This is a genomic window from Gordonia sp. VNK1 (assembly GCF_040049135.1).
Lineage (GTDB): Bacteria > Actinomycetota > Actinomycetes > Mycobacteriales > Mycobacteriaceae > Gordonia > Gordonia oleivorans.
Genome location: NZ_JBDZDJ010000027.1, coordinates 52,600 through 74,600 on the forward strand (window position 1 = coordinate 52,600; position 22,001 = coordinate 74,600).

Genomic DNA, 22,001 nt, shown 5'->3' on the forward strand with positions numbered 1-22,001 from the left:
CAACCCCTAGCCCGAAATCCTGACGCCCGAATCGAAGCCCCACATCAGCAGGGTCAAGATCATGTCCTCCACAACAATGACGATGAGACTGCTGCGGATCGCTCGACCAGACGCGCGGCCGACGCCTTCTGCTCCACCGGTGGCGTAGAAACCCTGGTAGCTGTGGATGATGACGACCGATACCACGAAAATCAGGACCTTGATGACTGAGAACGCCAGATCCTGCGGTTTGAGGAACGCATTGAAATAGAAGTCGTAGGTGCCACCTGACTGGCCGTGTAGCAGGATGACGACCAGTTTGGCCGCGGCGAAACTGAGTATCAGCGTCACGATGTAGAGGGGAATGATGGTGGTGATCGCTGCGACCACGCGTGTGCTGACGACGTATGGAATCGGCCGCACCGCCATCGATTCGAGTGCGTCGATCTCTTCGGCGATGCGCATCGAACCGATCTCCGCAGTGAGGCGACAGCCGGCCTGGGCTGCAAAGCCGATCGCAGCGATAATCGGTGCCAACTCCCGAGTGTTGGCGTATGACGAGATGAACCCGGTAAGAGACCCCATCCCCACCAGGTCCAGCGAGGCGTAACCCTGGATGCCGATAGATGCCCCGACAGCCATTCCGAGAATGACCAGCACGACTGCGGTACCCCCGCCGACCAGAACAGCGCCTCGTCCCCAGGCAAACTCCTGTATGTACAAGAGCGTCTGTCGTCGATAGGTGGTCGCGACGTGACGAATTCCTGCGACGGTGTCGATGATGAATGTGGTGATGTGCCCGAGTTGTGCGGGGACTTCGGCGAGGGGCGTCACAGAACGCACGATCGGACGAGTGATCGAAGTGAAACGGGTGGATGGTACTGCGGTCACGTGTTCTCCGTCATCCGATGGTCTGCGGGACGAACATGATTGTCAGCTGGGTGATGACCACGTTGATGACGAAGCACGCCACCACCCCCAGGACCACGGTGGCGTTGACAGATTGGGCCACACCCTTCGGGCCGCCTTTCGTGGACAGACCCCGGTGACATGCGATCGCCACGACCACGAGACCGAACACCAATGACTTGATCAGTGCCACCAGGATGTCCGCCGACGAGGCGAACGAGGCGAACGAGGCGACGTAACTTCCGGGCGTGATGCCCTGGACGTTGACGCTCAGGATGTAGCCGGCCACGAGACCGGTAAACACGATCAGCATGCACAACATTGGAGCGACGATGAGAACCGCAACGAACCGCGGTGCGACGACTCGACGGGTCGGATTGAGTCCAAGAGTTTCCATGGCATCGATTTCTTCACGGACGGTGCGTGCGCCGAGGTCAGAGGCGATGGCTGACCCTGCCGCACCACCGAGCAGAAGGGCTGTGACGATCGGTGCCCCCTGCTGAATGATCCCGAGTCCACCAGCGGCGCCGGCGATGGACGTGGCCCCGACCTGCTGGGTCAGACTTCCGACCTGCACCGAGACGATAACGCCGAACGGAATCGCCACCAGGATCGCCGGCAACGTCGTGACGGTGATGACGAACCAGGTCTGTACAACGACCTCCCGAAACGGAAATCGTCCGGTGACAATGTCATACACGGTCCACCGCAGTGCCTGGCCGGCGAGCATGGTCGTGTTCCCGAAGGTCGCAAGACTATCCGTCGCACGACCAGTGACTCCCGTAGCGATACTGCTCTCCTTCATATGGCTGCACAGCCCTTCAATGGTGTGCATCACAGTATCAGGTACTTCGAGTACTTCAATACATGATTCGGAGATTCCTGCCGGAGTTAGCGCACTGGCCGGGTCAACGTCGGACAGCGAATCGGTGAAGTCGTCCGTCGCCGCATTTACCGAAGCTCTCGGAGACATCGAGCAGCCCGGCCAGGGCTTCCCCGCCGGATCTCGGGGCGGTCCAATACCAGCAGCGGATGGAACCGAACGTTTTTGGCTCTTCGCAGTTGAGGGTGTAGAGGTGGTCGGCGCCGCGTGCTGCTCGTTATAGGAATGATCAGGGTGAGTGCCCACCGCGCCATCTCGATGACATCGAGGACCATCGTGGTGCGACGACGGGGGTCACAGGTACCCACCGACGCGGCCCTCGTTCAGCAGCGGTCCGAGCGGCGCTGACGTCCACCCACGAGGTTGTCCGTCAAAATACCTTGGTCGCCGAACAACTCCGAGCGCCAGGTCTTGAGCAGATAGTCTGTGGGGTTGTCGCTGGGATGGAACCCGCGACGCGTGTAGGTTCCTAACTCGCGCAATACATCTCGGTTGATCCACGGGTTGGTGCGCATAGCCGCCACGCTTCGCAGAAGACGAACCGGGTTGTACGTGGCGCGATCGGTGAGCATTGACGCCAGCGTGGACACGGTGACAAGTCCCAGAAACGTGATGTGGATCCCGCGCATCGTGCCGATACGCAGAGCTTCGCTGCCACCGATGGTCCGGTAGACGTCGAACGCCACCGCTTTGTGTTCGACCTCCTCGTAGGCGTGCCACAGCAGGAGTCCCCGCACCTCGTCGGAGGTGAGTAGCGCGCGTGCCTCGGTATTCGTGAGGAGCAGAGAGGCCAGGGTCGCCGTGTAGTGCTCGAGGCCGGCGGTCATGGCCAAGGAGAATTTGTGCGGCGCGTGACGGTAGATCATCGCCAGCGCTCGCTTGGTGAGGCGGTCATTGATCCGAGTGGGGTAACCCATTTCCTGGAGATGCTCGTTGATCTCGCGGTGCTCGCGTCCGTGTGTAGCCTCTTGGCCGATGAACCCGTCGACCTGCGCCCTCAATGTCGCGTGGGCGATCTCATCCTTGTAGTACTTCACCGACCGGATGAAGAAGTCCTCGCCCTCCGGGAAGACCGATGACAGCATGGACACGACGTGACTCATGATCAGGTCGTCGGAGACATAGTGTCGGTTCATGGAGCCCTGCGGATAGGAGAACTTGATCCGCCTTGCACGGATGGGCGCTGCCTTGAAGTCGACCACACCGGCGTCGTCGGTAGAGCTGATGGCGGGTTGCTCCGCGTCCATGCTGTCCTCCGGTCCCGTTCCGCCACACCAGAATATGTGTGTCAGCAGCCACAGCTCGATTCCCAACTATCAGTCCGCAGAGACAGTGTTGTCAATGGTCGATAAGGCCCCGATGGGGGTGCCGCGGTCGGCGAACGCACACTTGATGGCACCTGCCCAGGCCGAAGTAGACGCCCTGTGGGGCCGCGCCGAAGGACCCCAGCCGGCATAGGCTGACATCGCCAACTTGCGCTACGTACAACGCTCGGCCGACCAGCTGCGGCCGCGCGCAGCTGGTGCGCCTGGCCAGCAAGCAGTTTGTCCGGGATCGGGAACTGGACCTGGGTGCTTCAGGGTACTTGAGAGAACTAACCCGTGAACCGCGATCATTTCGCCCGCCCCACCTCCGGCATGTGGTCTTGTCTCACGACCGCCGGTGCGCTTGGCTCTGATGAGCTATCGAATCCACCTCACAGAAGGACACCCAATGCCCAACCAGACCACGTCCGTTCCCGCCGCTGCCGGAGCCGTCTTGGCCGCGACCGGCTTAGCACACTTGGTGGTGCCGCAGGCGTTTCATGCCATCACCGCGTCGGCGTTCCCGAAGGACACCACCACGTGGACCAAGCGGAACGGGGTCACCGAGGCCGTCGTGGGCACCGCGATCGCGATTCCGGCGACGCGGAAGGCGGGGCTGGTCGCACTGGGCGCCTACGTTGCGTTCCTCGGTTCGCGGATAGTTCTCGCGAGACGGTGACACTCACCCGGTGCTGGACTGATTTCGGTCCACCGGGAGTTCTGACGGGCCACCGCCGCCGGGTCGATGCCCGGCGGGGCGGTGGGAGATCACGATTGGATCTGTACGTCCCCGACCCACCACCTACGAGGTGAAGCCGGGGATCGGGTACTGCCCGTTGAGGCTGTGCTGGCCTACGTCGGCGATCTTGTATGCCTCTGGGGCGTGCCGGGTGTGGGTACGCACGTTGCGCAGAAACGGTCGAAGCCGTACTTGGGATTGATCCCGCGCCGTACCGATCACCTCGAAGATCCCGCTGTTGAGGTTGAGCGCGGCAGTGGTCGCCAACGCCTTGACCCCGGACACCTTCACCATCAGTTCGCCGCGGTCCTCCGGGTGAGAGCATCACCACTTGTCCCAGGCCCGTCTGCAGCAGGAGCGTCGCTTCGCGGGCGATGGAGTCATCGCCCTTGCAATGCGGTGGTGGATTCGCCGTGGGAGCGAAGCGTGTAGGGATCGTGAAGGTGCACCCCTCGTGAAGATCGATCCGCCGACGAAGACGAGACCAGCACGACGGTAAGCAACATCGGCCCCCATCCGGGTAGCCGGGTAACCATCCGCCACCTCGTGTCTCAGCATGACAGCGGGCTCGTCGTCAGTGACAGAAACCGGCCAGCATCCGCTGCGTGAACGGCGGAGTAGGTGCGGCGGCCGCAACTGCCAACATGTCGGCGACCGAGGTGAACTTGTCGCGCGGGCGGCGCCCTCCGCCACGCTTGATTTCGGCTTCGTCGATGGCCCTCCATCCGGCCGCGTTCACCACATCTGGTCTGCGGCTGCGCACCAGTTTCGCCAACGCGTGGGGCCTTGTGCGCGGCGCGGTCAACAGACCGGCGTTGTAATCATCGACGACGCTTTGTACCGTCTCCGCCGCGCACGACTTGTTGGTGCCGATGAAACCGTTGGGGCCGCGCTTGATCCAGCCCGCCACGTAGCTGCCTGGCACCGGCTGTGCCGTTTGCGGATCGATGACCCGGCCCCCGTCGTTGGGTATCACGGCGGCGACGTCATCGAACGGTAGATCGCGAATGGCCTTCCCGCGGTATCCGATCGATGTCAGCACCAGGCCGGCGTCGAGATGACAGATTCGATCCGAACCCGTCACTGTGAAGTCGATGCCGCTCACGAGGGCAGTGCCGAGGATGCGCGCGGGCGTCAACCGGTATGCTAACCGGATCTGCGGGCGCGTCGCGGGCACTGACGCGTCTCCGAGCTTGCTCAGTACCTCCAGTTTGTTTCGGATCAGCGGGTCCTCCGCCGTGGCGAGGTCGGCCTGCACGAGAGCTTGGTCGGTCGCATCGAGAACCACGTCGCACGTCGATGTTAGCCCGATCAATTCCGGCAGGGTGAAAGCGGACTGCGCCGGCCCGCGGCGGGCTGCGATCACCACTTCGTTGACCTTCGACTGCCGCAGTGCGGCCAGCGCGTGATCGGCGATGTCCGTGCGCGCCAATGCGTCCGGATCAGTCGTCAAAATGCGGGCTACGTCGAGCGCGACGTTGCCGTTGCCGACCAGCACCACTCGTTCATGTTCCAGCGTGACAGGGAGATCTGTGTATTCGGGATGTCCGTTGATCCACGCGACCATTTCGGTGGCCGTGCCGGTGCCGGGCAGTCCCATGCCGTCGACGTCGAGTCTGCGATCGTTCGGCGCTCCGACGGCATACACCACCGCGTGATGGTGGGCCAAGAGTTCGGAGTGGGACACATCCGATCCCACCTCGACGTTGAGGTAGAAGGTGAATCCAGGCGATCGGCTCACTTCGTCGAAAAGCCGCGTGACCCGCTTGGTGTTCTGATGGTCGGGTGCGACGCCGGCCCGCACCAGCCCATAGGGCGTCGGGAGACGTTCGAAGACGTTGACCCGTACGCCTGACTGGGTTAACAGTTCGTCGGCGGCATACATCGCCGCCGGACCAGAGCCAACGATCGCTACCGTCAATGGATCAGACTCGCGTGCATCGACTTTCGGCGCGGCGATGACCGGCGCCAGCTTAGACGTCGGCGGAACCCTCTCGCCTGCGGGCCGATCCGGGTAGAACGCCGCGTTGAGGGAGACAAACGGCAATTGTTCAGGCCGCAGCTTTGCCTGCGGCACTATCGCCCCGACCGGGCAGGCAGATACACATGCGCCGCAGTCGACACACGAGACCGGATCGATGTACAACATCTCAGCGGTGGCGAACCCGGGTTCGTCTGGCGACGGATGAATACAGTTGACCGGGCAGGCGTACACACAGGAGGCGTCGCTACAGCACGACTGGGTGATCACATGGGGCATGTACGCCGCCCTACGCTACGGCGGACACGTGCTGGCGCTGCGGCTCGCTACGGTAGCGACTCGGCTTGCCGTCGATCTTGCAGATCCGCCAAACGATCTTGGCGAGCGGATTGATCAGTCCCGTGTCGTGGCACAGCATCCGGACGTCACCGAACATGTCACGTAGCGTTTGCCGCGACTCCGGCGAATTGAAGAAGACCTCCTTGCGCACCGAGCGTGGAATATCGAACTCCTTCCAGAACTCCCGCGGCGGAACCATGATGGCCGAACACAGCACGCGCATCATCACCGGCACAAACATCGACAGCAAGAACCGCTTCCCTCGCGACAAATGCGGCACCCGCTTACGCAGGTACTCATGCGCGAACGAGATGTGCCGCGCCTCTTCGGCCACGTGGATCGCCATCACCCGCTCCATGATCGGGTGCAGCTGTTTACCCTCGCGCAGAACGTTCTTCTGCGTGTGATCGATGGGTTCTTCACCGGCGAGAATGCCGAACCAGAACGGGATCGGCAGCGGCCCGGCCATCAACGGGACGACCGGTTGGGACCACCTCAGCAATCTTGGCATCCCGGGCACGTCGACGCCGATGCGGTTCACCATCTCCTGGAACATCATGGTGTGGTTGCACTCTTCGGCGGCCTCGTGCAGGCAGTAGCGGTACTCGGGCGACCCGTTGGGCGTCCAGAACGCGTAGTCCATCAGGCCGCGGATCAGGACCAACTCGAAGTGCAGGCCGACCTTGGCAACGTTGGCCTGACGCCACATACCGATCTCGATCTGGCGCTCGACCGCTTGCGCTTGATACCACGGGTGACGTCCGAGCGGATCGGTCCCAGGAAGGATCCACCGCTCGTCATTGGGTGTCACCGCGAACTCGGGTGCATCCCAATCGATATCGATATAGGGGTTGAAATGCCGTCGCACTGACCCCTCAGACAGTGTGTTGAGCATGTCGGTGTACACGGTGTCGTCGAGCACATCCATGTTGCTACGCCAACGTTTGATGATGCCGGTTCTAGCCATAAGAAGCCTCCCCTGAGGTTGATGTTTCTACGGCTTTTATACGTACACGATACCGCAAGTATCGGATATCGGAAATGCCCCGGTCGTGCGATGACCGAAACCGCCCCGATCCAGGGCCGCGCGATAGGGAGCGGTGGCTGGCAAGACGGCTAACCAGCGAGACGCAAAGACGGCATGACGGCCTGGGCCGCGCGGTCGCTACAGGCGCGTGTGTACAGGAATGGAACGTATATGTACACGCGGAGGGTCGGACGGTGTTGAAATCATCGAATTGTGCACATGTCAGAACAGAGCGGGCGGGCGGTGTCGTCGTGCGCCGGTTGCCCCCGTGTCGCTTCGGCGGGCTCGTTTTTCAACCGGAACCGACACCTCCCTCAGGACAGTTCTTACCGCTGACAGCTGATCTTGACGGCTGATGGTGACCAGGTGATCGTAGGGGCCGCTCAACCGGCTACGACGCCGTCCTGGCCGAGCTAGATCGCCAATCGGCCAACCACCGGCCGTCAAGCACCAAGTCTGGCTTTTGTTGGTGCACGAAGGCGGCAGCGAGGGGCTCTCGCTCTGGCACGGCGGCCCACATATTTCGTGTTCTCCGGCCCACTGGGACGACGGGCAAGACGACCATCGGCCGCATCCTCGCAGCGGATGGGGGTCAATAGTGCTGCGCCTCGTGATCTACGGTCTATGCATGGTGGCAGCAGCTGTGAGATACGTGCCGGCCCGAGTCGCGCATACTGCTTTACAACGACCACGTACGCCGGGCGAGCTCGTCAATACACTTCGCACCGGGTCGCCGGCCAGGCGGCTACGGTATTCAACCGTCCTCGTCACTGGCTCTTCGTCGGGCATCGGCGCTGCGGCAGCTGAAGAGTTCGCCCGTCGTGGAGCCCACGTCTTGATGGTGGCGCGTCGTGCGCACAGCCTAGACGAGCTCGTCACGCGTATCCGGGCCGCGGGCGGCTATGCCGACGCCTGTCCGGCGGATCTCTCCGACACCGACGACACGGCTCGCCTGATCCAGCACGTGCTCGCCGAGTACGGCTGCCCAGACATCGTCGTGAACAACGCCGGGCGGTCGATTCGCCGCGAGGTCCTCGACTCGACGGATCGGCTGCACGACTATCAGCGCACCATGGCGGTCAACTACTTCGGTCCCGTGCAGCTGACGTTAGGGTTCCTACCTGCCATGAAGGAGCGCGGCAGCGGCCACTTCATCAACGTCTCCACCTGGGGGATCCCAATGGGCGCTATGCCCAAGTTCTCGGCATACGCGGGATCGAAGGCCGCGATTACCGCCTTCGGACGCAGCATAGCGTCGGAGTTGCGTGGCACAGGGGTCTCTGTGACGACCGTCTTCTTCCCGCTCGTGCGGACACCGATGATCGAGCCCACCAACGAATACCACCAAATTCCCGCGCTCACCGCGGTCGAGGCTGCGGACTGGCTCGTGCACGCGGCTGTGTATCGCGATCTGGAGGTCATGCCGCGAGTGGCACGGCTTCTCCGACGAGTGGGCGCGGCCTCGTCGAGAGTCGCGGACCGGCTTGTGGAACGTAATGCGCCCTGACGTGTGCCCCAGATGGTGGCCCACGGCGAGGTGATCAACTCGGCGAGGAGGGCCGATGTGCGACACGGGGATACCTGACTCGTCGGTGCGATCGGCCCGAGGCTCTGCTGCACGACGGTCCACTTAGCCTGGTCCCGCCGCCGGGCTGTCGGGGTGGTGCCCCGGACCTGCGATCTCGGCCAACGTGTCGGCACGACATATGCGACGCCACGCGCCACCCGACGATCATCCGGGAGTAGACGTCGGTAATGAAGCACACATACCCCACCCCGCACCAGGTCGGCACGTACGTCAGATCGGCACCCACAGATGATTGGGTGCGGTCGCGGTGAAGTTGCGTTTGACCAGATCCGGATGCCGTGGCGTATCTGGATCGGCTTTCGTGGTGCGCACCTGCTTTCCCCGGCGGACCCCTTCGATGCCGGCGAGCCGCATCAACTGGGCGACCTGGTCGCGGCCGACGGCGTGACCGCGCCCGGCGCGCGGCCGTCCACAGCTTGCGGTCACCGTAGACCCGGTAGTTGTCCTCCCCCAGCTGTTCAAGAGCCGGACCCATCACCCGCGTCACGTCGCGTCCGCGCCGACGGCGCGCGGGCCTTGGTCACGTAGTACGTACTCGGGGCCCACCGGCACCCCTGCTGAGCGCAGGACAGCACTAATGGGCTCGACCCCAAACCAAGCGGAAGTAGAACTCTGAAGCCCACACCGTGTGGAATCCGGTGCCGAGGATCGAGAGACCATATGTACTCACAGCATTCCTTCCGCTACAGGTCGCCGCCCGGCGCGCGACGCGGGAGATTAGTGCGTCGTCGGCGTATCGTCGTGGTCACTTACCTGCTGCGGAATAGCCGTCTCTACAACGTGGTTCGGAGAACTCTTACCCAACGTGCTCGTGAAGTGCTCCAGCGTGACGACGATGAAGAGCCCAACCGCCGACGCGACGCGCTGGCCGGTTGTCGCCTCTCGCAGTTCGGCCCGGACTTTGAGTTTGCGGCCCGTCCGGGACACGAGATCGGCACTGACCTCGTACCGGGTGCCCAGCAACACGGGGGCGAAGAACTCGGTGTCGAGTTTGCGAGTTACCGCCATCTCGCCCACGACGTAGAGCAGCATCCCCACCATGTCATCGAGGACGGTGACCACGGCGCCACCGTGTGCTATTCCGGGGGCGCCGCGATGTCTACCATCGAATACATGCACGGCAACCACGCCATCTCCACGCCGTCGGGCCTGCAAGCGGTATCCGTGCGGATTGTCGGTACCGCACCCAAGACACCATGGGTGGTGCGCCTCCAGTTCTGCACCGTCGACTACGTCGCCGCGGTTCTGGAATGCGTTCCACCAGTGGACCGTTAGCTGCTCATCGGTTGGACTGTCGATGACGATGCCTCCTGAAAATCAACACGCAGCTTGTTTTTGACGTCCCGCCAGAGCGCGCCACGGTCATCAAACGGGCGAATCCGAGCACTTTGACTCGTTTCGACTCAAGTTAGTCGATCTCACACCGAGAGCAAACACGCACATCAGTTGTTACTGATCGCAGCAGGCGTTCGCAACCGACATCTTTGCCCACGAGCTGCGGCAGTCAGCAGTACCGCCTTCGGGACGCAGTACGCCCTCGACCCGGAGGCTTGAGACCGCGTCTCGTCAAAGCCCTCGAAGTCGCCCCGAACTGCGAGAGGCGACGCCCGGCCACGCGCGTCGCGTCAGAGGTTGGGCTCTTCATCGTCGGCACGCCGGCCCAATCCCTCACCGTGTCTTCTGTCCCCAGCCGAGCCGCCCATTCAGCGAGGTCGCGAAGCGAACCCGCACCGCAACGCTCTCCCTTACTGTGACGGCAGGAATCAGCACCTCATCATCGCGTGTCTACCGGCGAAGCTGTCGATCCTCGGAAGGACAATCCGCTAGCCAAATCACTGCAATCGTTCATGGTCAGGCGTCAAGGACCCGCAGCACGCTGGTGTAGTCCTCGGGTTTTGGAACAGCATGGTGCGAGCGGCGATCGGGCATAGATCTCGGTGAGCTGCACACCGCTGTTCCCCTCGATGATGGGTCTCCGATCGTGATGTCGTGTCAATGAACGTCACCACACCGCCGAGCAGCCCCCCATCAGCGCGCCGCGCGACCATCTCACTGGCCTGCCCAATCGAGTCCAGCCCATCGACAGCCTGGACACTACTTGCAGTGCTCGACACTCCTCCTCACTAGATGGTTGACAAAATCGAGTGGAGGACCAGATACTGTAGGTATCTGATACTCAGGGTTTCGAGTACCTGATACCATAGTCCTGATGCGATCAACGAGGGTGACTTTGACGCCAATGGCGCTACTCCGCGGTTGGCCCCCGATTTTCGTGGCAATACCGGCAGCCACTAGTAAGTCGCCTAACCGACTGCCCAGTTTGGCACGGGGGCACTACCCACAAGATGGCCACCTATCACGCAGAGCTGGCCATCTGTGCGCAGCGAAAGTTAATTATTTGGGACAAGGTTTCGCGCATGACATTCGCGGAACACGTCCCTGTAACCAGTGTCCTGAGGAGGCCGTTTCATGCTCATCCGCCGCATTGCCCGTCCCATGCTCGCGACCGCGTTCATCGCCACCGGGATTAATGCGATCCGCCGCCCGGAACAGCTAGCCGAAACCACCCAGCCGTTTGTCGACAAAGCAAAAACCCAACTGCCCCTGCAGGCCGCGGATCTGATCCCGTCCGACGCGCAGGTGCTGGTCCGGATCAACGGCGCGATTCACATCATCGGTGGTCTGGCGCTGGCCACCGGCAAGTTCCCGCGGCTCGCCTCTCTGACCCTCGCAGGCGTCATCATTCCGACTACGCTGGCCGGAAACGGTTTCTGGAACGAGACCGATCTGGACGAGCGGGCCGAGCAGCAGGCCCATTTCATCAAGAACGTGGGACTCTTGGGCGGGCTGCTGATCACAACCGTCGACACCGAAGGGAAGCCTTCGCTGGCATGGCGCGGACGCAAGGCAGCAGCCATCGCGAGTGACAAGGTCACCGCGGTGCTGCCGTCGACCGCCGCCAGTGCGACAACGGCCGGTGTCCTGGCCGGTCGTGCGTCGCACATCGCCGAGGTCGTCACAGAACGCGCCGGCGAGCTCGCCGAGGTCGCTACTGAACGCACCGCGTCGCTGAGCAAAGCGGCTGCGGAAAAACAGGCCAAACTGGGCGAACGAGCCGGTAAGAAGTAGGCGAAGTTGGCGATGCAGCTGCCAAGCCGGAGGCCAACATTACCCATCGTCATAATTCTCACCGCTTCGTCCGCCGATTCTTGGCCAAATAGAACCGATAAGAAAACAGTCCCCGTTAGATATGCCCCTAAGTCGCAGACGCCGATAAACAGTATCGGCACTTGTTGTGTCAACAATGCCGGAGGCCGAAGAATCATGAGTTTCAAGAGTCCCTTTCCCCCTGTGGAGATCTCCGAGGATTCGATCTACGAGACGTTGTTCGGGTCGATCAGCGAGGAGGACCTGGATCGGACCGCGCTGATCGACGCCGGCGCCACCGAGGGCACCACCTACCGCGAGCTGATCGGCCGGATCAACGCCTTCGCCGGAGCCCTGGCGGCGCGTGGCATCGAGGTGGGCGACAAGGTTGCACTGCTGTCGCCGAACACCTCGGCGTTCGCGTTCGTGTTCCACGGCATCCTGCGTGCGGGCGCCACTGCAACCACCGTCAACGCGCTGTTCACCGCGCCCGAGATCGCCAAGCAGCTCACCGACTCGGGTGCCAAGATGCTCATCACGATCACCCAGCTCGGTGACCAGGCCAAGGCGGCAGCAGCGCAGGTCGGTCTGCCCGAGAGCGCGGTGATCTTGCTGAACGGGCCCGGAGAGGCCGAGAGCCCTCACCCGAACGCGCTCGATCTGCTGGGTGCCGGCCTTGCGGCACCGGACGTCAGCTTCGACCCGGCCACCCATCTTGCGGTCCTGCCGTACAGCTCGGGCACCACCGGCAACCCCAAGGGTGTGATGTTGACCCATCGCAACCTGGTCGCCAACGTGGCGCAGAGCCAGCCGCTGCTGAACATGTCCCACGACGACTCGGTCCTCGCGGTGCTGCCGTTCTTCCACATCTACGGGATGACGGTGCTGCTCAACCTCGCGCTGTACAACCGGGCGAGGCTCGTGGTGATGCCGCGTTTCGATCTGGTGCAGTTCCTCGAATCCATCCAGAACTACAAGTGCAGCTATGTGTTCATCGCGCCGCCCGTGGCGGTCGCGCTGGCCAAGCACCCGCTGATCGACGACTACGACCTGTCGTCGGTCAACACCATCATGTCGGGTGCCGCGCCACTGGACGAGGTGCTGGGCAATGCTGTCGCCAAGCGCCTGAACACCCGGGTCATCCAGGGCTACGGCATGAGCGAGCTGAGCCCGGTCAGCCACGCCATGCCCAGCAAACCCGGCGACGGCCCGGAGGCGCCGCTGTCGTCGTGCGGTTGGCCCATCCCGAACACGGTCAACAAGATCGTCGATCCGGCCACCGGCGACGAGATCGACATCCCGGCCGAAGGACTCAGCGAGCCGGGTGAGCTGTGGGTGGCGGGCCCGAACGTCATGGCGGGCTACCTGAACAACGACAAGGCCACCAAGGAGACCATCGACGACGACGGGTTCCTGCACACCGGCGACATGGCGCGGGTCGATGCGAACGGCTGCGTCTACATCGTCGACCGGCTCAAAGAACTCATCAAGTACAAGGGCTACCAGGTGCCGCCCGCCGAACTCGAGGCGTTGCTGCTCACCCACGACGATGTCGCGGACGTTGCGGTCATCGGCGTGATCGAGGCCGACACCGGCGAGGAGATCCCGAAGGCGTTTGTGGTCAAGCGTGAAGGCTCCGATCTCACCGGTGAGCAGGTGATCGAGTTCGTCGCCTCTCAGGTTGCTCCGCACAAGAAGGTCCGCGAGGTCGAGTTCATCGACGCCATCCCGAAGAGCGCGGCAGGCAAGATCCTCCGCAAGGACCTGCGTAGAGCCACGGGTGATTGATCGAGTGGTGGCGAGGTAATCGCACTCCTGGTCGCCGCACCATCAGAAACTGATCGCGAACGTGTCACACCAATGTCCGCCGAGCTATAACGACCGTGAAGATGGTGTCCCGCAACAGCTGCGGGGTCAGGCGCAGACCGGTCACGGTGTCGCAGAGAGCGAACGTCGCCTCGTGGCAGTGAAACTCAGTGCGCTTGGCCGACCCATCGGGCTCGAGTTCGAACCCGCCGATCTGACGCATCAGCGGCATGAGCTCATCGGGTGTCGAGCCGTTCCGCTCAGCGGCGAATAGCGTGTCGAACCATGTTCGGCTCTCGCCGTCGACCTACCGAAAGAAGTACGAGTTCTCGCTGCCGTGATGAACAACGATTTCCGGCCTGCCGAAAGTGGTTGCATCAGTTCCGGAGTCGCCCCGATATAGCCGTTGCTTTCGTACATAATTGTCCAGTCGCAGTGCTGGACGAGACCGGCCAGGAGATTGTCTGAACCGATCTCCTCCCACGACTCCAACGAGCGCAACAGGAGCGTTGCGAGGTCGCACTGGGCGGGTTGGCTGACCGTAGGCAGAGCGTCGATCCGCTCAGGCAGCGTCGCGTTGCTGATGACCGTCACACAGAATGCGTTGTTCAGCTCCGGCACCTTCTTGGTCTACGCATAGTCCCGGTATGTCACATCGCTCATGGCAGTCACCCTAGCTAGACGGGTCAAACCCAAGCCGCGGGCGGTGCAGTAGGCCGGCGCGATGCTTCCCAGGTTTGTGTCGGCAGGGTTCGTCCTTTGAGGGAGCAGTCGCCGTGTGGTGTCCAGTATTCGCGTTCGGGTTCGCTGGCGGCTCTGATGACGGCGTCGCTGGCGAGGATCCGTCCCGGCGTGTGTTTGGCGAGGTCGGTGAGGCGTGATGCCTCGTTGACCGCGTCGCCTATGACGGTGTATTCCAGGCGTTGGTCGGTGCCGAGGTTTCCGGCGAAGACGGGGCCGGTGGCGAGTCCGATCCCGATGTCGAGTTCCCCGTCGGCCAGGACGCGGTCGCGGATCTGCCGTGCGGCGTGGAGTGCGGAGTCAGCGGCATCGGCTCGGGCGACGGGCGCCCCGAAGATGCAGAGTGCGGCGTCTCCCTCGAATTTGTTGACCAGCCCGTGGTGGCTCTCGGTTGCCGCGATCACTTCTGCGAGGAGGCGGTTGAGCTTGTCGACGAATTCTTGCGGTGAGATCTGGTGGGCGAGTGCCGTCGAGTTGGTTACGTCGACGAACAGTGCTGTTATCTCCCGGATTTCGCCGGTCAGGTCGGCTCCTCGGTCGAGTGCGCGTTGCGCGACGTCTCTTCCGACGTGCCGTCCGAACAGGTCGCGCAGTCGGTCCTGCTCCTGGAGTCCGCGGACCATGTCGTTCACGGTGGATTGCAGTACCCCGATTTCGCTGCTGTCGTCGACGGGCACGCGCACGTCGAGCCGGCCCTGCCCGATGCGGCGGAGTGCACCGCGCATCTGGTGGATCGGTTGTGCGACGGCGCGGGCCAGCAGTGTTTCCGCGAGGGCCCCGGATACGAGTCCGAGGGCGGCGAGGTAGGTCGCGGCGCGGATGCGGTCGGGCGGTGCCGCATCGGGATAGTGCAGGAGCGCGATGGCCGCGGCCAATGGCAGCGCGGAGGTCAGCACCCAGGTCAAGATCAGCCGGGAGATGACTGACGTTCGTGGTGGCGCGTGTGGGGTGTCGACGGCCAGGATCGTGGCCATCACTGGACGGAGTGCACGTTCGACGAAGAGGTAGTTGTATCCGACGGTGGCAAGTCCGCCCAATGTCATGAGTAGGGTTCCGCCGAGGGCCTCCCAGACGGGCAGGAGCGCGAAGGCCGAGCCGGACATCGCGAGGATGCCCCCGGCCCACAGAGATCCGATGAGGACGGTGGACTCGGTGGGCAATCGCAGGGTGTGGCGGGCGTGGTCGGGTGTCGGCGCAGAGGAGGTGTCCAGCCACCCGAGGCTGCGTCGACGCAGGGCGAGGACGCCGCGAACTGCGACGAGCAGAGCCACGACCACATAGACCGCCAGGATCTGCAGAAGCGTTCCGAGCTGGGCACCGAATCGGTGCGGTGCGCCGCCCAGAACGATCAGCAGCGCGACGACGACGGCCCCGCCCACGCTCGAGCCCACGGTCAGCAGTGGTAGACCCCACTTCGTGCGTAACAGCACCGGAACTGGCTGGGCCGCATTGTGGGCTTCTGGTGGGTGTGGCCGCCCGGGGTGAGGACGGGCACTGGTGTGCCGCATTACCGATGCATCTTCTTTCGGTCGTGTCAGCGGTCCGGCGGGTGCGGTGACGGTCTGTCCGGCCCGTCATGGTCGAGCGCGGAGGTGAGGCGGTCGAGTAGGTCCTGGACGGCGCCGGGGGCGCCATGTTGGGCGAAGTGCTCGATCGACACGGCGATGAACACCGCGTGGGCGGTGAACAATGCGGTGCCGTCATCGGCGGTGGCGGTCGCCTTAAGGTGCAGTTTGCGGCCGTCGATCTCCCGGACGTGGGCGCTGATGCGCAGGGGCCGGTGCAGCGGGACGGGGGCGAGGTAGTCGACGGTGAGGCTCCGGGTCACTGCCGGGGTGCGGGCGATCCAGAGGCCGAAGCCGAACAGGTCGTCGCAGGCGGCGGCCACTGCCCCGCCGTGCGCGAGGCCGGGCGCACCGATGTGGCGTTCGTCGAACGTCACATCGGTGTAGACCTCGTCGCCGGAGCGGAACACCACCAGTTGCAGGCCGGCGAGATTGTCTGGCCCGCACCCCATGCAGGTCGGCGAGTGCGGCGGCAGCGGTAGCTGGGTCACGGGCGTTCCTTCTCGACGGTGCTGGCTAGCGGCGGGCGCGGGATCCGACTGCGCTGGGCCGGTTCAGCCGGGCTCCTCGATGCGCCTGCGTCCGGGGAAGCGCGGCCGGGCGCCCAGACCAGCAGGATCGCGGCACCCGCCGCCGCGATGAGTGCGAGGACGATCGCGGACTGCTCGACGCCGTGCAGGAACGCGGACTTGGCGAAGTCGGCGAGTTGCTGGCCGGCCGGTCCCGCCCGATCGGCGACCTCGAGGGCACCGGCGAGTGAGTCGGCGACCGGGCCCCGCGCCTCCGGTGGGAGCCGCGCGATCGCCGGGGCGATGTTGTGGCTGTACCCGGCGGCCAAGACACTGCCGGCGACCGCGATGCCGATCGCCGCGCCGATCTCGCGAGTGGCGTCGTTGACCGCCGCGGCGACCCCGTGCTTTTCGACCGCGGTGTCCGCGACGATAGCCGCCGTCGCCGGCGCCGCGGTCAGGCCCAGACCCGTGCTCATGATCAGCGTCGGCCACATCACGTCGACGTAGGTGGAGTCCAAATCCAGCCGGCTGATGAAGTAGAACCCCGCGGCGATGGCGAGCAGACCGGTCACCGTCATCAACCGCAACCCCAGCCGGGTCGTCATCCACGGTGCGACCGCCGACAAGAGCACCAACGGCACCATCATCGGCGCCAAGGCCAGCGCTGAACCCAACGGGCTGTATCCAAAGATCAACTGCAGGTATTGGACGAGGACCAGGAAGACACCGAACGTCACCAGGAACTGGATGGTGATGGAGAACGATCCGCTCCCGAAGCCCCGACGGGCGAAGAACCGCACATCGAGCAGCGGATGATCCGCCCGCAACTCCCACACTACGAACACCACTGTGGCCACCACCCCCAGCCCGAACCCGGCGACCACCACGGGATCCGACCAGCCGCGTACTGGGGCTTCGATGATGGCGAGCACCACTAGTCCGACCGCGAACACCACCGCGACCGATCCCATCACATCCATCAACGGCGGATTTTCCTGGCGGGATTCAGGAATGGTGAAGGCACACAACAGCAGAAACACCCCCACCGCGGTCAGGCCGACGAAGATCGACTGCCACGACCAGTAGTCGAGCAGCAGCCCCGACCCGAGAATCCCCAGCAGACCCCCGGACCCGGCGACCCCCGCCCAGATCCCGACCGCGCGTCCCCGCTGCTGCTCGGGGAATCCCGCAGTCAGGATCGACAGCGTGGACGGCATCATGAACGCCGCACCCACCCCGGCCGCGGCCCGCGCCGCGATCAACCACCACGGGGTCGATACCAACAGTGGCACCACCGAGGCCAGCGAAAACAGCGCCAACCCCACGATCAGCACCGCCCGCCGGCCGTAGCGGTCACCCAGGGCCCCGGCGGGCAACACCAGACACGCCAACACCAGCGTGTACCCGTCGACCACCCAGGTGAGCTGTGTTTGCGTCGCCCCGGTGGCTACCGCAATGTTCGGCAGCGCGGTGTACAGGGCCGCCATTGAGGCGACCACCAGGGCCACCGACAGGCACGAGACAACCAACGTCCACTTCTGCGCCCGCGACAGCAGCACTCGATTCTCGGCGGTCATGCACCCACCTCCACGTAACGCTACAGTTGGTAGCGGTTCACTACTATGAGTAGCACAATGTGGGGTGAGGAGATAGTGCCTGCACTGATCCGAGGGCACAATTACGAGTGCACAATTACGAGGTGGGCGAAAAGATGATCAACCAGAACACCGACGACGAGGACTGGCTCGTCGATCCCCGCAAGGCACGCTCACGCGCACGACTGCTCGATGCGGCGACGTCCCTGCTCTCGACCGGCGGCATCGAGGCCGTCACGGTCGACGCGGTCACCAAGGCGTCCAAAGTCGCGCGGACCACTCTCTACCGGCACTTCACTGACAGCACCCAGCTCCTGGCCGCGGCGTTCGAGCGTCTGCTGCCCCCGGTCACCGCGCCGCCGGCGTCCGGAACGATCCGTGAACAGTTGATCGAACTGCTGGACCGTCAGGCCAAGCTCATCGAGGAAGCCCCCGCCCAACTGACGATGCTCGGTTGGCTCGCCCTCGGGTCCGCCCAACCTGGCACGGCCGGGACGGCATCGCATCCCGAAGAGGACCGGAACCCAGTCAATTCTCTTCGCGCACGGGTGGTCAACCAATACCGCGAACCGTTCGACCGGATCCTGGGCAGCCCCGAAGCCCAGCAAGAACTCGGTCGCTTCGACACCAATCTCGCCCTGACCCAACTCGTCGGACCCATCGTCTTCACCCGACTCACCGCACTCCCACCGATCGGCCCGGCTGAACGCCAGCAACTCGTCGACGACTTCCTCGCTGCACGCTCCGCGCACGCGCGCTGACCGTGACCCCGCACTGATCTCTGCTTCAGCACCCGCCCGAGTCGGCGGGCTGGGGCGTCAACTCGGCGACCAGCGCTTCGACGCGGTTCTTGATCTCGTCGCGGATCGGGCCGAACCGCTTCGGCGCCTGGCCAACCGGGTCGTCAAGGACCCAATCCGGTAGCTCTTGCCGGAAAAGATGGGGGCAGCTGTCACCGCAGCCCATGGTGATCACCACATCGAGGCTTGCGCGGCATCGGAATTGATGCTGTCGGCGGGGGCGCTTCGGCGGAGCGGACCTCGATCGCATCGCCGGTATCGGATGTTCGGAGACGTCTCTGCGTTCTGCGCACTGGGACTGATCGCTCTCATCTGCTCGGAGTGGGTCTTCTTCGCTGGTCTATTTCGTGGTTCTCGGCGACCGCGAGACACTGCACGCCGCGTCGAGGCCTTGCTCAAGGCGCTCGCCGTGCCGCTGCGGGCCTGGCGCAGGAAGTAACACCCCGTTCCCTATGGGTACGGAAAACGTGATCTCGCCGTAAGGCGCCCGCCCACTCACCGGGTGCGCACCCTCCAGTCCCCGGGCGTTCTTTGCTAACCCCGTGGTCGAACCCGTTCGGCGCCCGGGGCTCTTTACGCCCAAAATCACTTCATAACAACGTGTTCGGCTGCGAATGCCGAAAATTGAGCCATTTGTTTCAGTGCTCCTTACGCAAAATCCACTGCGGGCGTGAAGCCCTCGATTAACCTTGGCTCAATCACACGAGACGGTGAGAATAGAAAGTGAAAACTATTGCAGGACAATGTATTTAACGCTATACTCGAGATAATGGGGATGGCACTGAAGAAGGGTTCGTCGAATAATGATGGTTCCAATATTGACCGTCCGCCAGCCGCCCGCACAGCGGCATGAAGAGCTGAAACCCAGTGAGCAGTTACAACGTCATAACCCCGGAAGGGAGTGCTGGGTGCCAGCGAGCTCCACAGCCTGACCGGCACCCACTCCCCTTCTCCTAAGCCTTCTTTGAACGGAGCCCACGCCATGACCACAGAGCGTCGAAGCACCTACGCCGACCGAGCAGCCCACTTCGAGGCCCTGGCTATCACCGCGCACGCCGCCGGCGACACCGATCAGGCCGCTCACCTCGAGGCAATGGCTGGCGTCATCAGCAACTATCGCGCAATCTGTCGTTCGGGACCATCGAGAAGCGCGAACGGTTGGTCTCGCGCTTCGCCGACTACGCCAACGAGTATCCGTGGCAATGGTCGCCGGCGGTGGTCGATGAGTTCTTTGGCGATTTGCGTAGTGTGCGGCACCTGCGTCAGACGTCGGTGCGCGGCTACCAGACGTCGCTGCGCCTGTTCTGCGACTACGTGTCGTCATCGGAGTATGGGTGGACAGCGTTGTGTCAGGAGTTGTTCGGCTCCCCTCCCGTACAGGTGTTCCATGAGTGGAATTCGGCCCGTCACGCCCAAGAGTGCGAGTCCAATCCGACCAAGCGCGCGTTCAGTCGTGTTGAGCTGCAACGGTTTTTCGATCACGCCGATGGTGAAGTGGACAGGATCGCGGCGAGCGGCCGCAAAGGATGGTTCGCGGCGTACCGGGATGCGACGTGGTTCAAGGTGGCCTACGGCTGGGGTCTGCGCGGCAATGAAGTCAGGCATCTGCAGACCACCGACTTCTATCGGAATCCGAAGGCCCCGGAGTTCGGGAAGTACGGCGTGCTCCGCGTCCGATACGGCAAGCCCCATCGCGGTTCTCCCCCGAAGCCACGATCGGTGCTCACTGTATTCGACTGGTCACCCGAGGTCGTCGAGGACTGGGTAGCGGCCGCCCAGTTGGGTGGCGACGAGGGACGGCTGGACCTGTTCACCAGCGAGCGAGGCACGATGGTATCGGTTAACTGTGTGCGACAACGATTTTCCCGATACTGCGAGGAACTCGGGCTGGCACCGGGTGTGGACATGCACTCGTTCCGCCGGTCATATACGACGCACCTGATCGAGGCGGGGATCGACCCCAAATTCGTGCAGGATCAGCTGGGCCATGAGTTCGCCTCGACAACGGGCATCTACGACTGCACCACGACCGACTTCCGCCAACAGACGCTGCGGGGCGCACTGGACTCGACCATGCGGGAGGCGATGAACACCGGCGATCACGGAGAGAAAGGTGACTAACTGATGGCAGCACGCACAGTCGACTACCGATGGCGGCTCGCGGAATTGATGGCAGCAGCAGGTCTGCACAACAGCACCGACCTGGTGCCGTTACTGCGTGAGCGCGGTATCGACCTGTCGGCGTCACAGATCTACCGCTTGGTGGCCGGCCAGCCCGAAAGGGTATCGCTCCAGGTCATGGCGGCGATATGCGACGTGTTCGCCTGTACCCCCGCCGATCTGGTGACGGTGACGGCCACCGATGCCCGACGCCGCAAGACCGCCACCGACAACGTTGTCGACCTCAGCCGCACCGGACGGCCGAAACGAGCGCGGGTGATCCGTGATGACTGAGCAAGACCCTGTCGGCGTGCGGCGACGCCGGGGCCGCCCCACGCGGACCACGGGCGACTACCTCTGCGATCGCTGCGGACGTGTGATGGGTAAGCCGCGCGTGCATTGGCCCGGCGAACGGCTGTGCAACAGCTGCTTCTACGTCGCGATGCGTACCTTCGGAATCTGCCCGATCTGCGGCCACGACGGTGTGCTGCCCGCCCGGGCACGAGCCGATGATCCTCGCCCCTGCTGCCTCGAATGCGGTGGGATCAACCCCTCAGGCTACCGATGTCTCACATGTACGCACGAAGGCGAAATCTATCGCCGCGGCCGCTGCGCCCGGTGTGCGCTGCGCGAGAACCTCGAACAGCTTGCTCCCCCACCCCGCAGCGACACCCGCAAGCAACGACGCAGCACGTTGATCGATGCCCTCACCACCGCGCAACGACCCGAGAGCATCATGACTTGGATGCGCAGCGAAGACGTCCGCGCACTGCTGACCGGGTTGATGACGGGGTCGATTCCGTGCGATAGTGCCCCGTGGAGTGGTGGACTTGGATCGGCGTGGACTCACGCGTAGTGATCAACGAGTCATGGTGAATGCTAAGCGCTTTGGTGGGATTGGTCCAGCGCTGCGGTGGCGTGTCGTT

The 22,001-nt window shown here is 63.6% G+C and carries 19 protein-coding genes and 3 pseudogenes; 8 read left to right on the forward strand and 14 right to left on the reverse strand.

Annotation, left to right across the window (positions count from 1 at the left end):
* Nucleotides 1–6 precede the first annotated feature (6 nt).
* The 3 genes from ABLE94_RS23520 to ABLE94_RS23530 all read right to left on the reverse strand — a co-directional run bounded on the left by ABLE94_RS23520 (nucleotide 7) and on the right by ABLE94_RS23530 (nucleotide 3,018).
* The gene (locus tag ABLE94_RS23520) at nucleotides 7–870 is read right to left on the reverse strand and encodes an ABC transporter permease (protein WP_075052003.1); all 864 of its coding nucleotides are present in this window, start codon (nucleotides 868–870) and stop codon (nucleotides 7–9) included.
* 10 nt (nucleotides 871–880) lie between these two features.
* Nucleotides 881–1,618: an MlaE family ABC transporter permease gene (locus ABLE94_RS23525; protein ID WP_075051892.1), complete on the reverse strand. Its 738-nt coding sequence runs from the start codon at nucleotides 1,616–1,618 to the stop codon at nucleotides 881–883.
* Between the two features lie 476 nt (nucleotides 1,619–2,094).
* A complete protein-coding gene (locus ABLE94_RS23530; RefSeq protein WP_009678389.1) occupies nucleotides 2,095–3,018 on the reverse strand; it encodes a metal-dependent hydrolase in 924 nt (307 codons plus the stop codon).
* Nucleotides 3,019–3,484: 466 nt separating this feature from the next.
* Between ABLE94_RS23530 and ABLE94_RS23535 the strand changes: the two genes are divergently transcribed.
* Nucleotides 3,485–3,754, forward strand: coding sequence for a DoxX-related protein (locus ABLE94_RS23535; protein WP_009678390.1), 270 nt, complete (start codon nucleotides 3,485–3,487; stop codon nucleotides 3,752–3,754).
* 123 nt (nucleotides 3,755–3,877) lie between these two features.
* Here ABLE94_RS23535 and ABLE94_RS23540 read toward each other — a convergent pair whose 3' ends face one another.
* The 3 genes from ABLE94_RS23540 to ABLE94_RS23550 all read right to left on the reverse strand — a co-directional run bounded on the left by ABLE94_RS23540 (nucleotide 3,878) and on the right by ABLE94_RS23550 (nucleotide 7,101).
* Complete coding sequence (locus tag ABLE94_RS23540; RefSeq protein ID WP_008382249.1) at nucleotides 3,878–4,108, reverse strand: hypothetical protein; 231 nt, start codon at nucleotides 4,106–4,108, stop codon at nucleotides 3,878–3,880.
* A 280-nt stretch (nucleotides 4,109–4,388) separates the two neighbouring features.
* Nucleotides 4,389–6,074, reverse strand: coding sequence for an FAD-dependent oxidoreductase (locus tag ABLE94_RS23545; protein WP_030175684.1), 1,686 nt, complete (start codon nucleotides 6,072–6,074; stop codon nucleotides 4,389–4,391).
* 10 nt (nucleotides 6,075–6,084) lie between these two features.
* Nucleotides 6,085–7,101 carry an AurF N-oxygenase family protein gene (locus ABLE94_RS23550; protein ID WP_009678392.1) on the reverse strand — a complete coding sequence of 339 codons (1,017 nt, stop codon included), beginning with the start codon at nucleotides 7,099–7,101 and terminating at the stop codon, nucleotides 6,085–6,087.
* Nucleotides 7,102–7,789: 688 nt separating this feature from the next.
* Here ABLE94_RS23550 and ABLE94_RS23555 point away from each other — a divergent pair.
* Complete coding sequence (locus ABLE94_RS23555) at nucleotides 7,790–8,668, forward strand: SDR family NAD(P)-dependent oxidoreductase (protein ID WP_030175686.1); 879 nt, start codon at nucleotides 7,790–7,792, stop codon at nucleotides 8,666–8,668.
* Between the two features lie 196 nt (nucleotides 8,669–8,864).
* On the opposite strand, the pseudogene ABLE94_RS23560 reads toward ABLE94_RS23555, so the two are convergent.
* A pseudogene (locus ABLE94_RS23560) lies at nucleotides 8,865–9,291 on the reverse strand (IS3 family transposase); the annotation flags it as partial.
* A 175-nt stretch (nucleotides 9,292–9,466) separates the two neighbouring features.
* On the reverse strand, nucleotides 9,467–9,877 hold the full coding sequence (locus tag ABLE94_RS23565; RefSeq protein ID WP_008382404.1) for a PaaI family thioesterase: 411 nt from the start codon (nucleotides 9,875–9,877) through the stop codon (nucleotides 9,467–9,469).
* On the opposite strand from ABLE94_RS23565, the gene ABLE94_RS23570 reads away from it, so the two are divergent.
* The 3 genes from ABLE94_RS23570 to ABLE94_RS23580 all read left to right on the forward strand — a co-directional run bounded on the left by ABLE94_RS23570 (nucleotide 9,845) and on the right by ABLE94_RS23580 (nucleotide 13,684).
* Entirely contained in the window at nucleotides 9,845–10,024 is a 180-nt protein-coding gene (locus ABLE94_RS23570) for a hypothetical protein (RefSeq protein ID WP_197038146.1), read from the forward strand. The two genes, ABLE94_RS23565 and ABLE94_RS23570, sit on opposite strands and share 33 nt — an antisense overlap.
* Before the next feature lie 1,194 nt (nucleotides 10,025–11,218).
* Nucleotides 11,219–11,878, forward strand: coding sequence for a DoxX family protein (locus ABLE94_RS23575; RefSeq protein WP_008382215.1), 660 nt, complete (start codon nucleotides 11,219–11,221; stop codon nucleotides 11,876–11,878).
* A gap of 195 nt (nucleotides 11,879–12,073) precedes the next feature.
* Entirely contained in the window at nucleotides 12,074–13,684 is a 1,611-nt protein-coding gene (locus tag ABLE94_RS23580) for an AMP-binding protein (protein ID WP_008382214.1), read from the forward strand.
* Nucleotides 13,685–13,748: 64 nt separating this feature from the next.
* Here the strand turns inward: ABLE94_RS23580 and ABLE94_RS23585 are convergent.
* From ABLE94_RS23585 to ABLE94_RS23605, 5 genes and pseudogenes are all read right to left on the reverse strand, one after another.
* Nucleotides 13,749–13,946 (reverse strand): annotated as a pseudogene (locus tag ABLE94_RS23585) (DUF6461 domain-containing protein); the annotation flags it as partial.
* The gene (locus tag ABLE94_RS23590) at nucleotides 13,925–14,323 is read right to left on the reverse strand and encodes a DUF6461 domain-containing protein (RefSeq protein WP_008382211.1); all 399 of its coding nucleotides are present in this window, start codon (nucleotides 14,321–14,323) and stop codon (nucleotides 13,925–13,927) included. The gene ABLE94_RS23590 and the pseudogene ABLE94_RS23585, both read right to left, overlap by 22 nt.
* A 65-nt stretch (nucleotides 14,324–14,388) precedes the next feature.
* Nucleotides 14,389–15,873, reverse strand: a complete 1,485-nt coding sequence (locus tag ABLE94_RS23595) for an adenylate/guanylate cyclase domain-containing protein (RefSeq protein WP_008382210.1) — start codon at nucleotides 15,871–15,873, stop codon at nucleotides 14,389–14,391.
* 104 nt (nucleotides 15,874–15,977) lie between these two features.
* Nucleotides 15,978–16,499, reverse strand: a complete 522-nt coding sequence (locus tag ABLE94_RS23600; protein ID WP_008382209.1) for a PaaI family thioesterase — start codon at nucleotides 16,497–16,499, stop codon at nucleotides 15,978–15,980.
* Nucleotides 16,496–18,097 carry an MFS transporter gene (locus tag ABLE94_RS23605; RefSeq protein WP_009678398.1) on the reverse strand — a complete coding sequence of 534 codons (1,602 nt, stop codon included), beginning with the start codon at nucleotides 18,095–18,097 and terminating at the stop codon, nucleotides 16,496–16,498. Before ABLE94_RS23605 ends, ABLE94_RS23600 begins: the two co-directional genes overlap by 4 nt.
* Nucleotides 18,098–18,231: 134 nt before the next feature.
* On the opposite strand from ABLE94_RS23605, the gene ABLE94_RS23610 reads away from it, so the two are divergent.
* A complete protein-coding gene (locus ABLE94_RS23610) occupies nucleotides 18,232–18,876 on the forward strand; it encodes a TetR/AcrR family transcriptional regulator (protein ID WP_030175337.1) in 645 nt (214 codons plus the stop codon).
* A gap of 25 nt (nucleotides 18,877–18,901) precedes the next feature.
* Here ABLE94_RS23610 and ABLE94_RS23615 read toward each other — a convergent pair.
* A pseudogene (locus ABLE94_RS23615) lies at nucleotides 18,902–19,169 on the reverse strand (low molecular weight phosphatase family protein); the annotation flags it as partial.
* A gap of 904 nt (nucleotides 19,170–20,073) precedes the next feature.
* On the opposite strand from ABLE94_RS23615, the gene ABLE94_RS23620 reads away from it, so the two are divergent.
* Nucleotides 20,074–21,036 carry a tyrosine-type recombinase/integrase gene (locus ABLE94_RS23620; RefSeq protein ID WP_348805820.1) on the forward strand — a complete coding sequence of 321 codons (963 nt, stop codon included), beginning with the start codon at nucleotides 20,074–20,076 and terminating at the stop codon, nucleotides 21,034–21,036.
* 3 nt (nucleotides 21,037–21,039) lie between these two features.
* Nucleotides 21,040–21,369 carry a helix-turn-helix domain-containing protein gene (locus ABLE94_RS23625; protein WP_348805821.1) on the forward strand — a complete coding sequence of 110 codons (330 nt, stop codon included), beginning with the start codon at nucleotides 21,040–21,042 and terminating at the stop codon, nucleotides 21,367–21,369.
* Nucleotides 21,370–22,001 lie beyond the last annotated feature (632 nt).

Coding starts and splice junctions, on each gene's coding strand:
- ABLE94_RS23525 (WP_075051892.1), bottom strand. CDS start 1,618: ATGCTCGCCGGCCAGGCACTGCGGTGGACCGTGTATGACATTGTCACC.
- ABLE94_RS23575 (WP_008382215.1), top strand. CDS start 11,219: ATGCTCATCCGCCGCATTGCCCGTCCCATGCTCGCGACCGCGTTCATC.
- ABLE94_RS23580 (WP_008382214.1), top strand. CDS start 12,074: ATGAGTTTCAAGAGTCCCTTTCCCCCTGTGGAGATCTCCGAGGATTCG.
- ABLE94_RS23535 (WP_009678390.1), top strand. CDS start 3,485: ATGCCCAACCAGACCACGTCCGTTCCCGCCGCTGCCGGAGCCGTCTTG.
- ABLE94_RS23625 (WP_348805821.1), top strand. CDS start 21,040: ATGGCAGCACGCACAGTCGACTACCGATGGCGGCTCGCGGAATTGATG.
- ABLE94_RS23610 (WP_030175337.1), top strand. CDS start 18,232: ATGATCAACCAGAACACCGACGACGAGGACTGGCTCGTCGATCCCCGC.
- ABLE94_RS23570 (WP_197038146.1), top strand. CDS start 9,845: ATGTCTACCATCGAATACATGCACGGCAACCACGCCATCTCCACGCCG.
- ABLE94_RS23555 (WP_030175686.1), top strand. CDS start 7,790: ATGGTGGCAGCAGCTGTGAGATACGTGCCGGCCCGAGTCGCGCATACT.
- ABLE94_RS23545 (WP_030175684.1), bottom strand. CDS start 6,074: ATGCCCCATGTGATCACCCAGTCGTGCTGTAGCGACGCCTCCTGTGTG.
- ABLE94_RS23550 (WP_009678392.1), bottom strand. CDS start 7,101: ATGGCTAGAACCGGCATCATCAAACGTTGGCGTAGCAACATGGATGTG.
- ABLE94_RS23530 (WP_009678389.1), bottom strand. CDS start 3,018: ATGGACGCGGAGCAACCCGCCATCAGCTCTACCGACGACGCCGGTGTG.
- ABLE94_RS23605 (WP_009678398.1), bottom strand. CDS start 18,097: ATGACCGCCGAGAATCGAGTGCTGCTGTCGCGGGCGCAGAAGTGGACG.
- ABLE94_RS23540 (WP_008382249.1), bottom strand. CDS start 4,108: ATGGTGAAGGTGTCCGGGGTCAAGGCGTTGGCGACCACTGCCGCGCTC.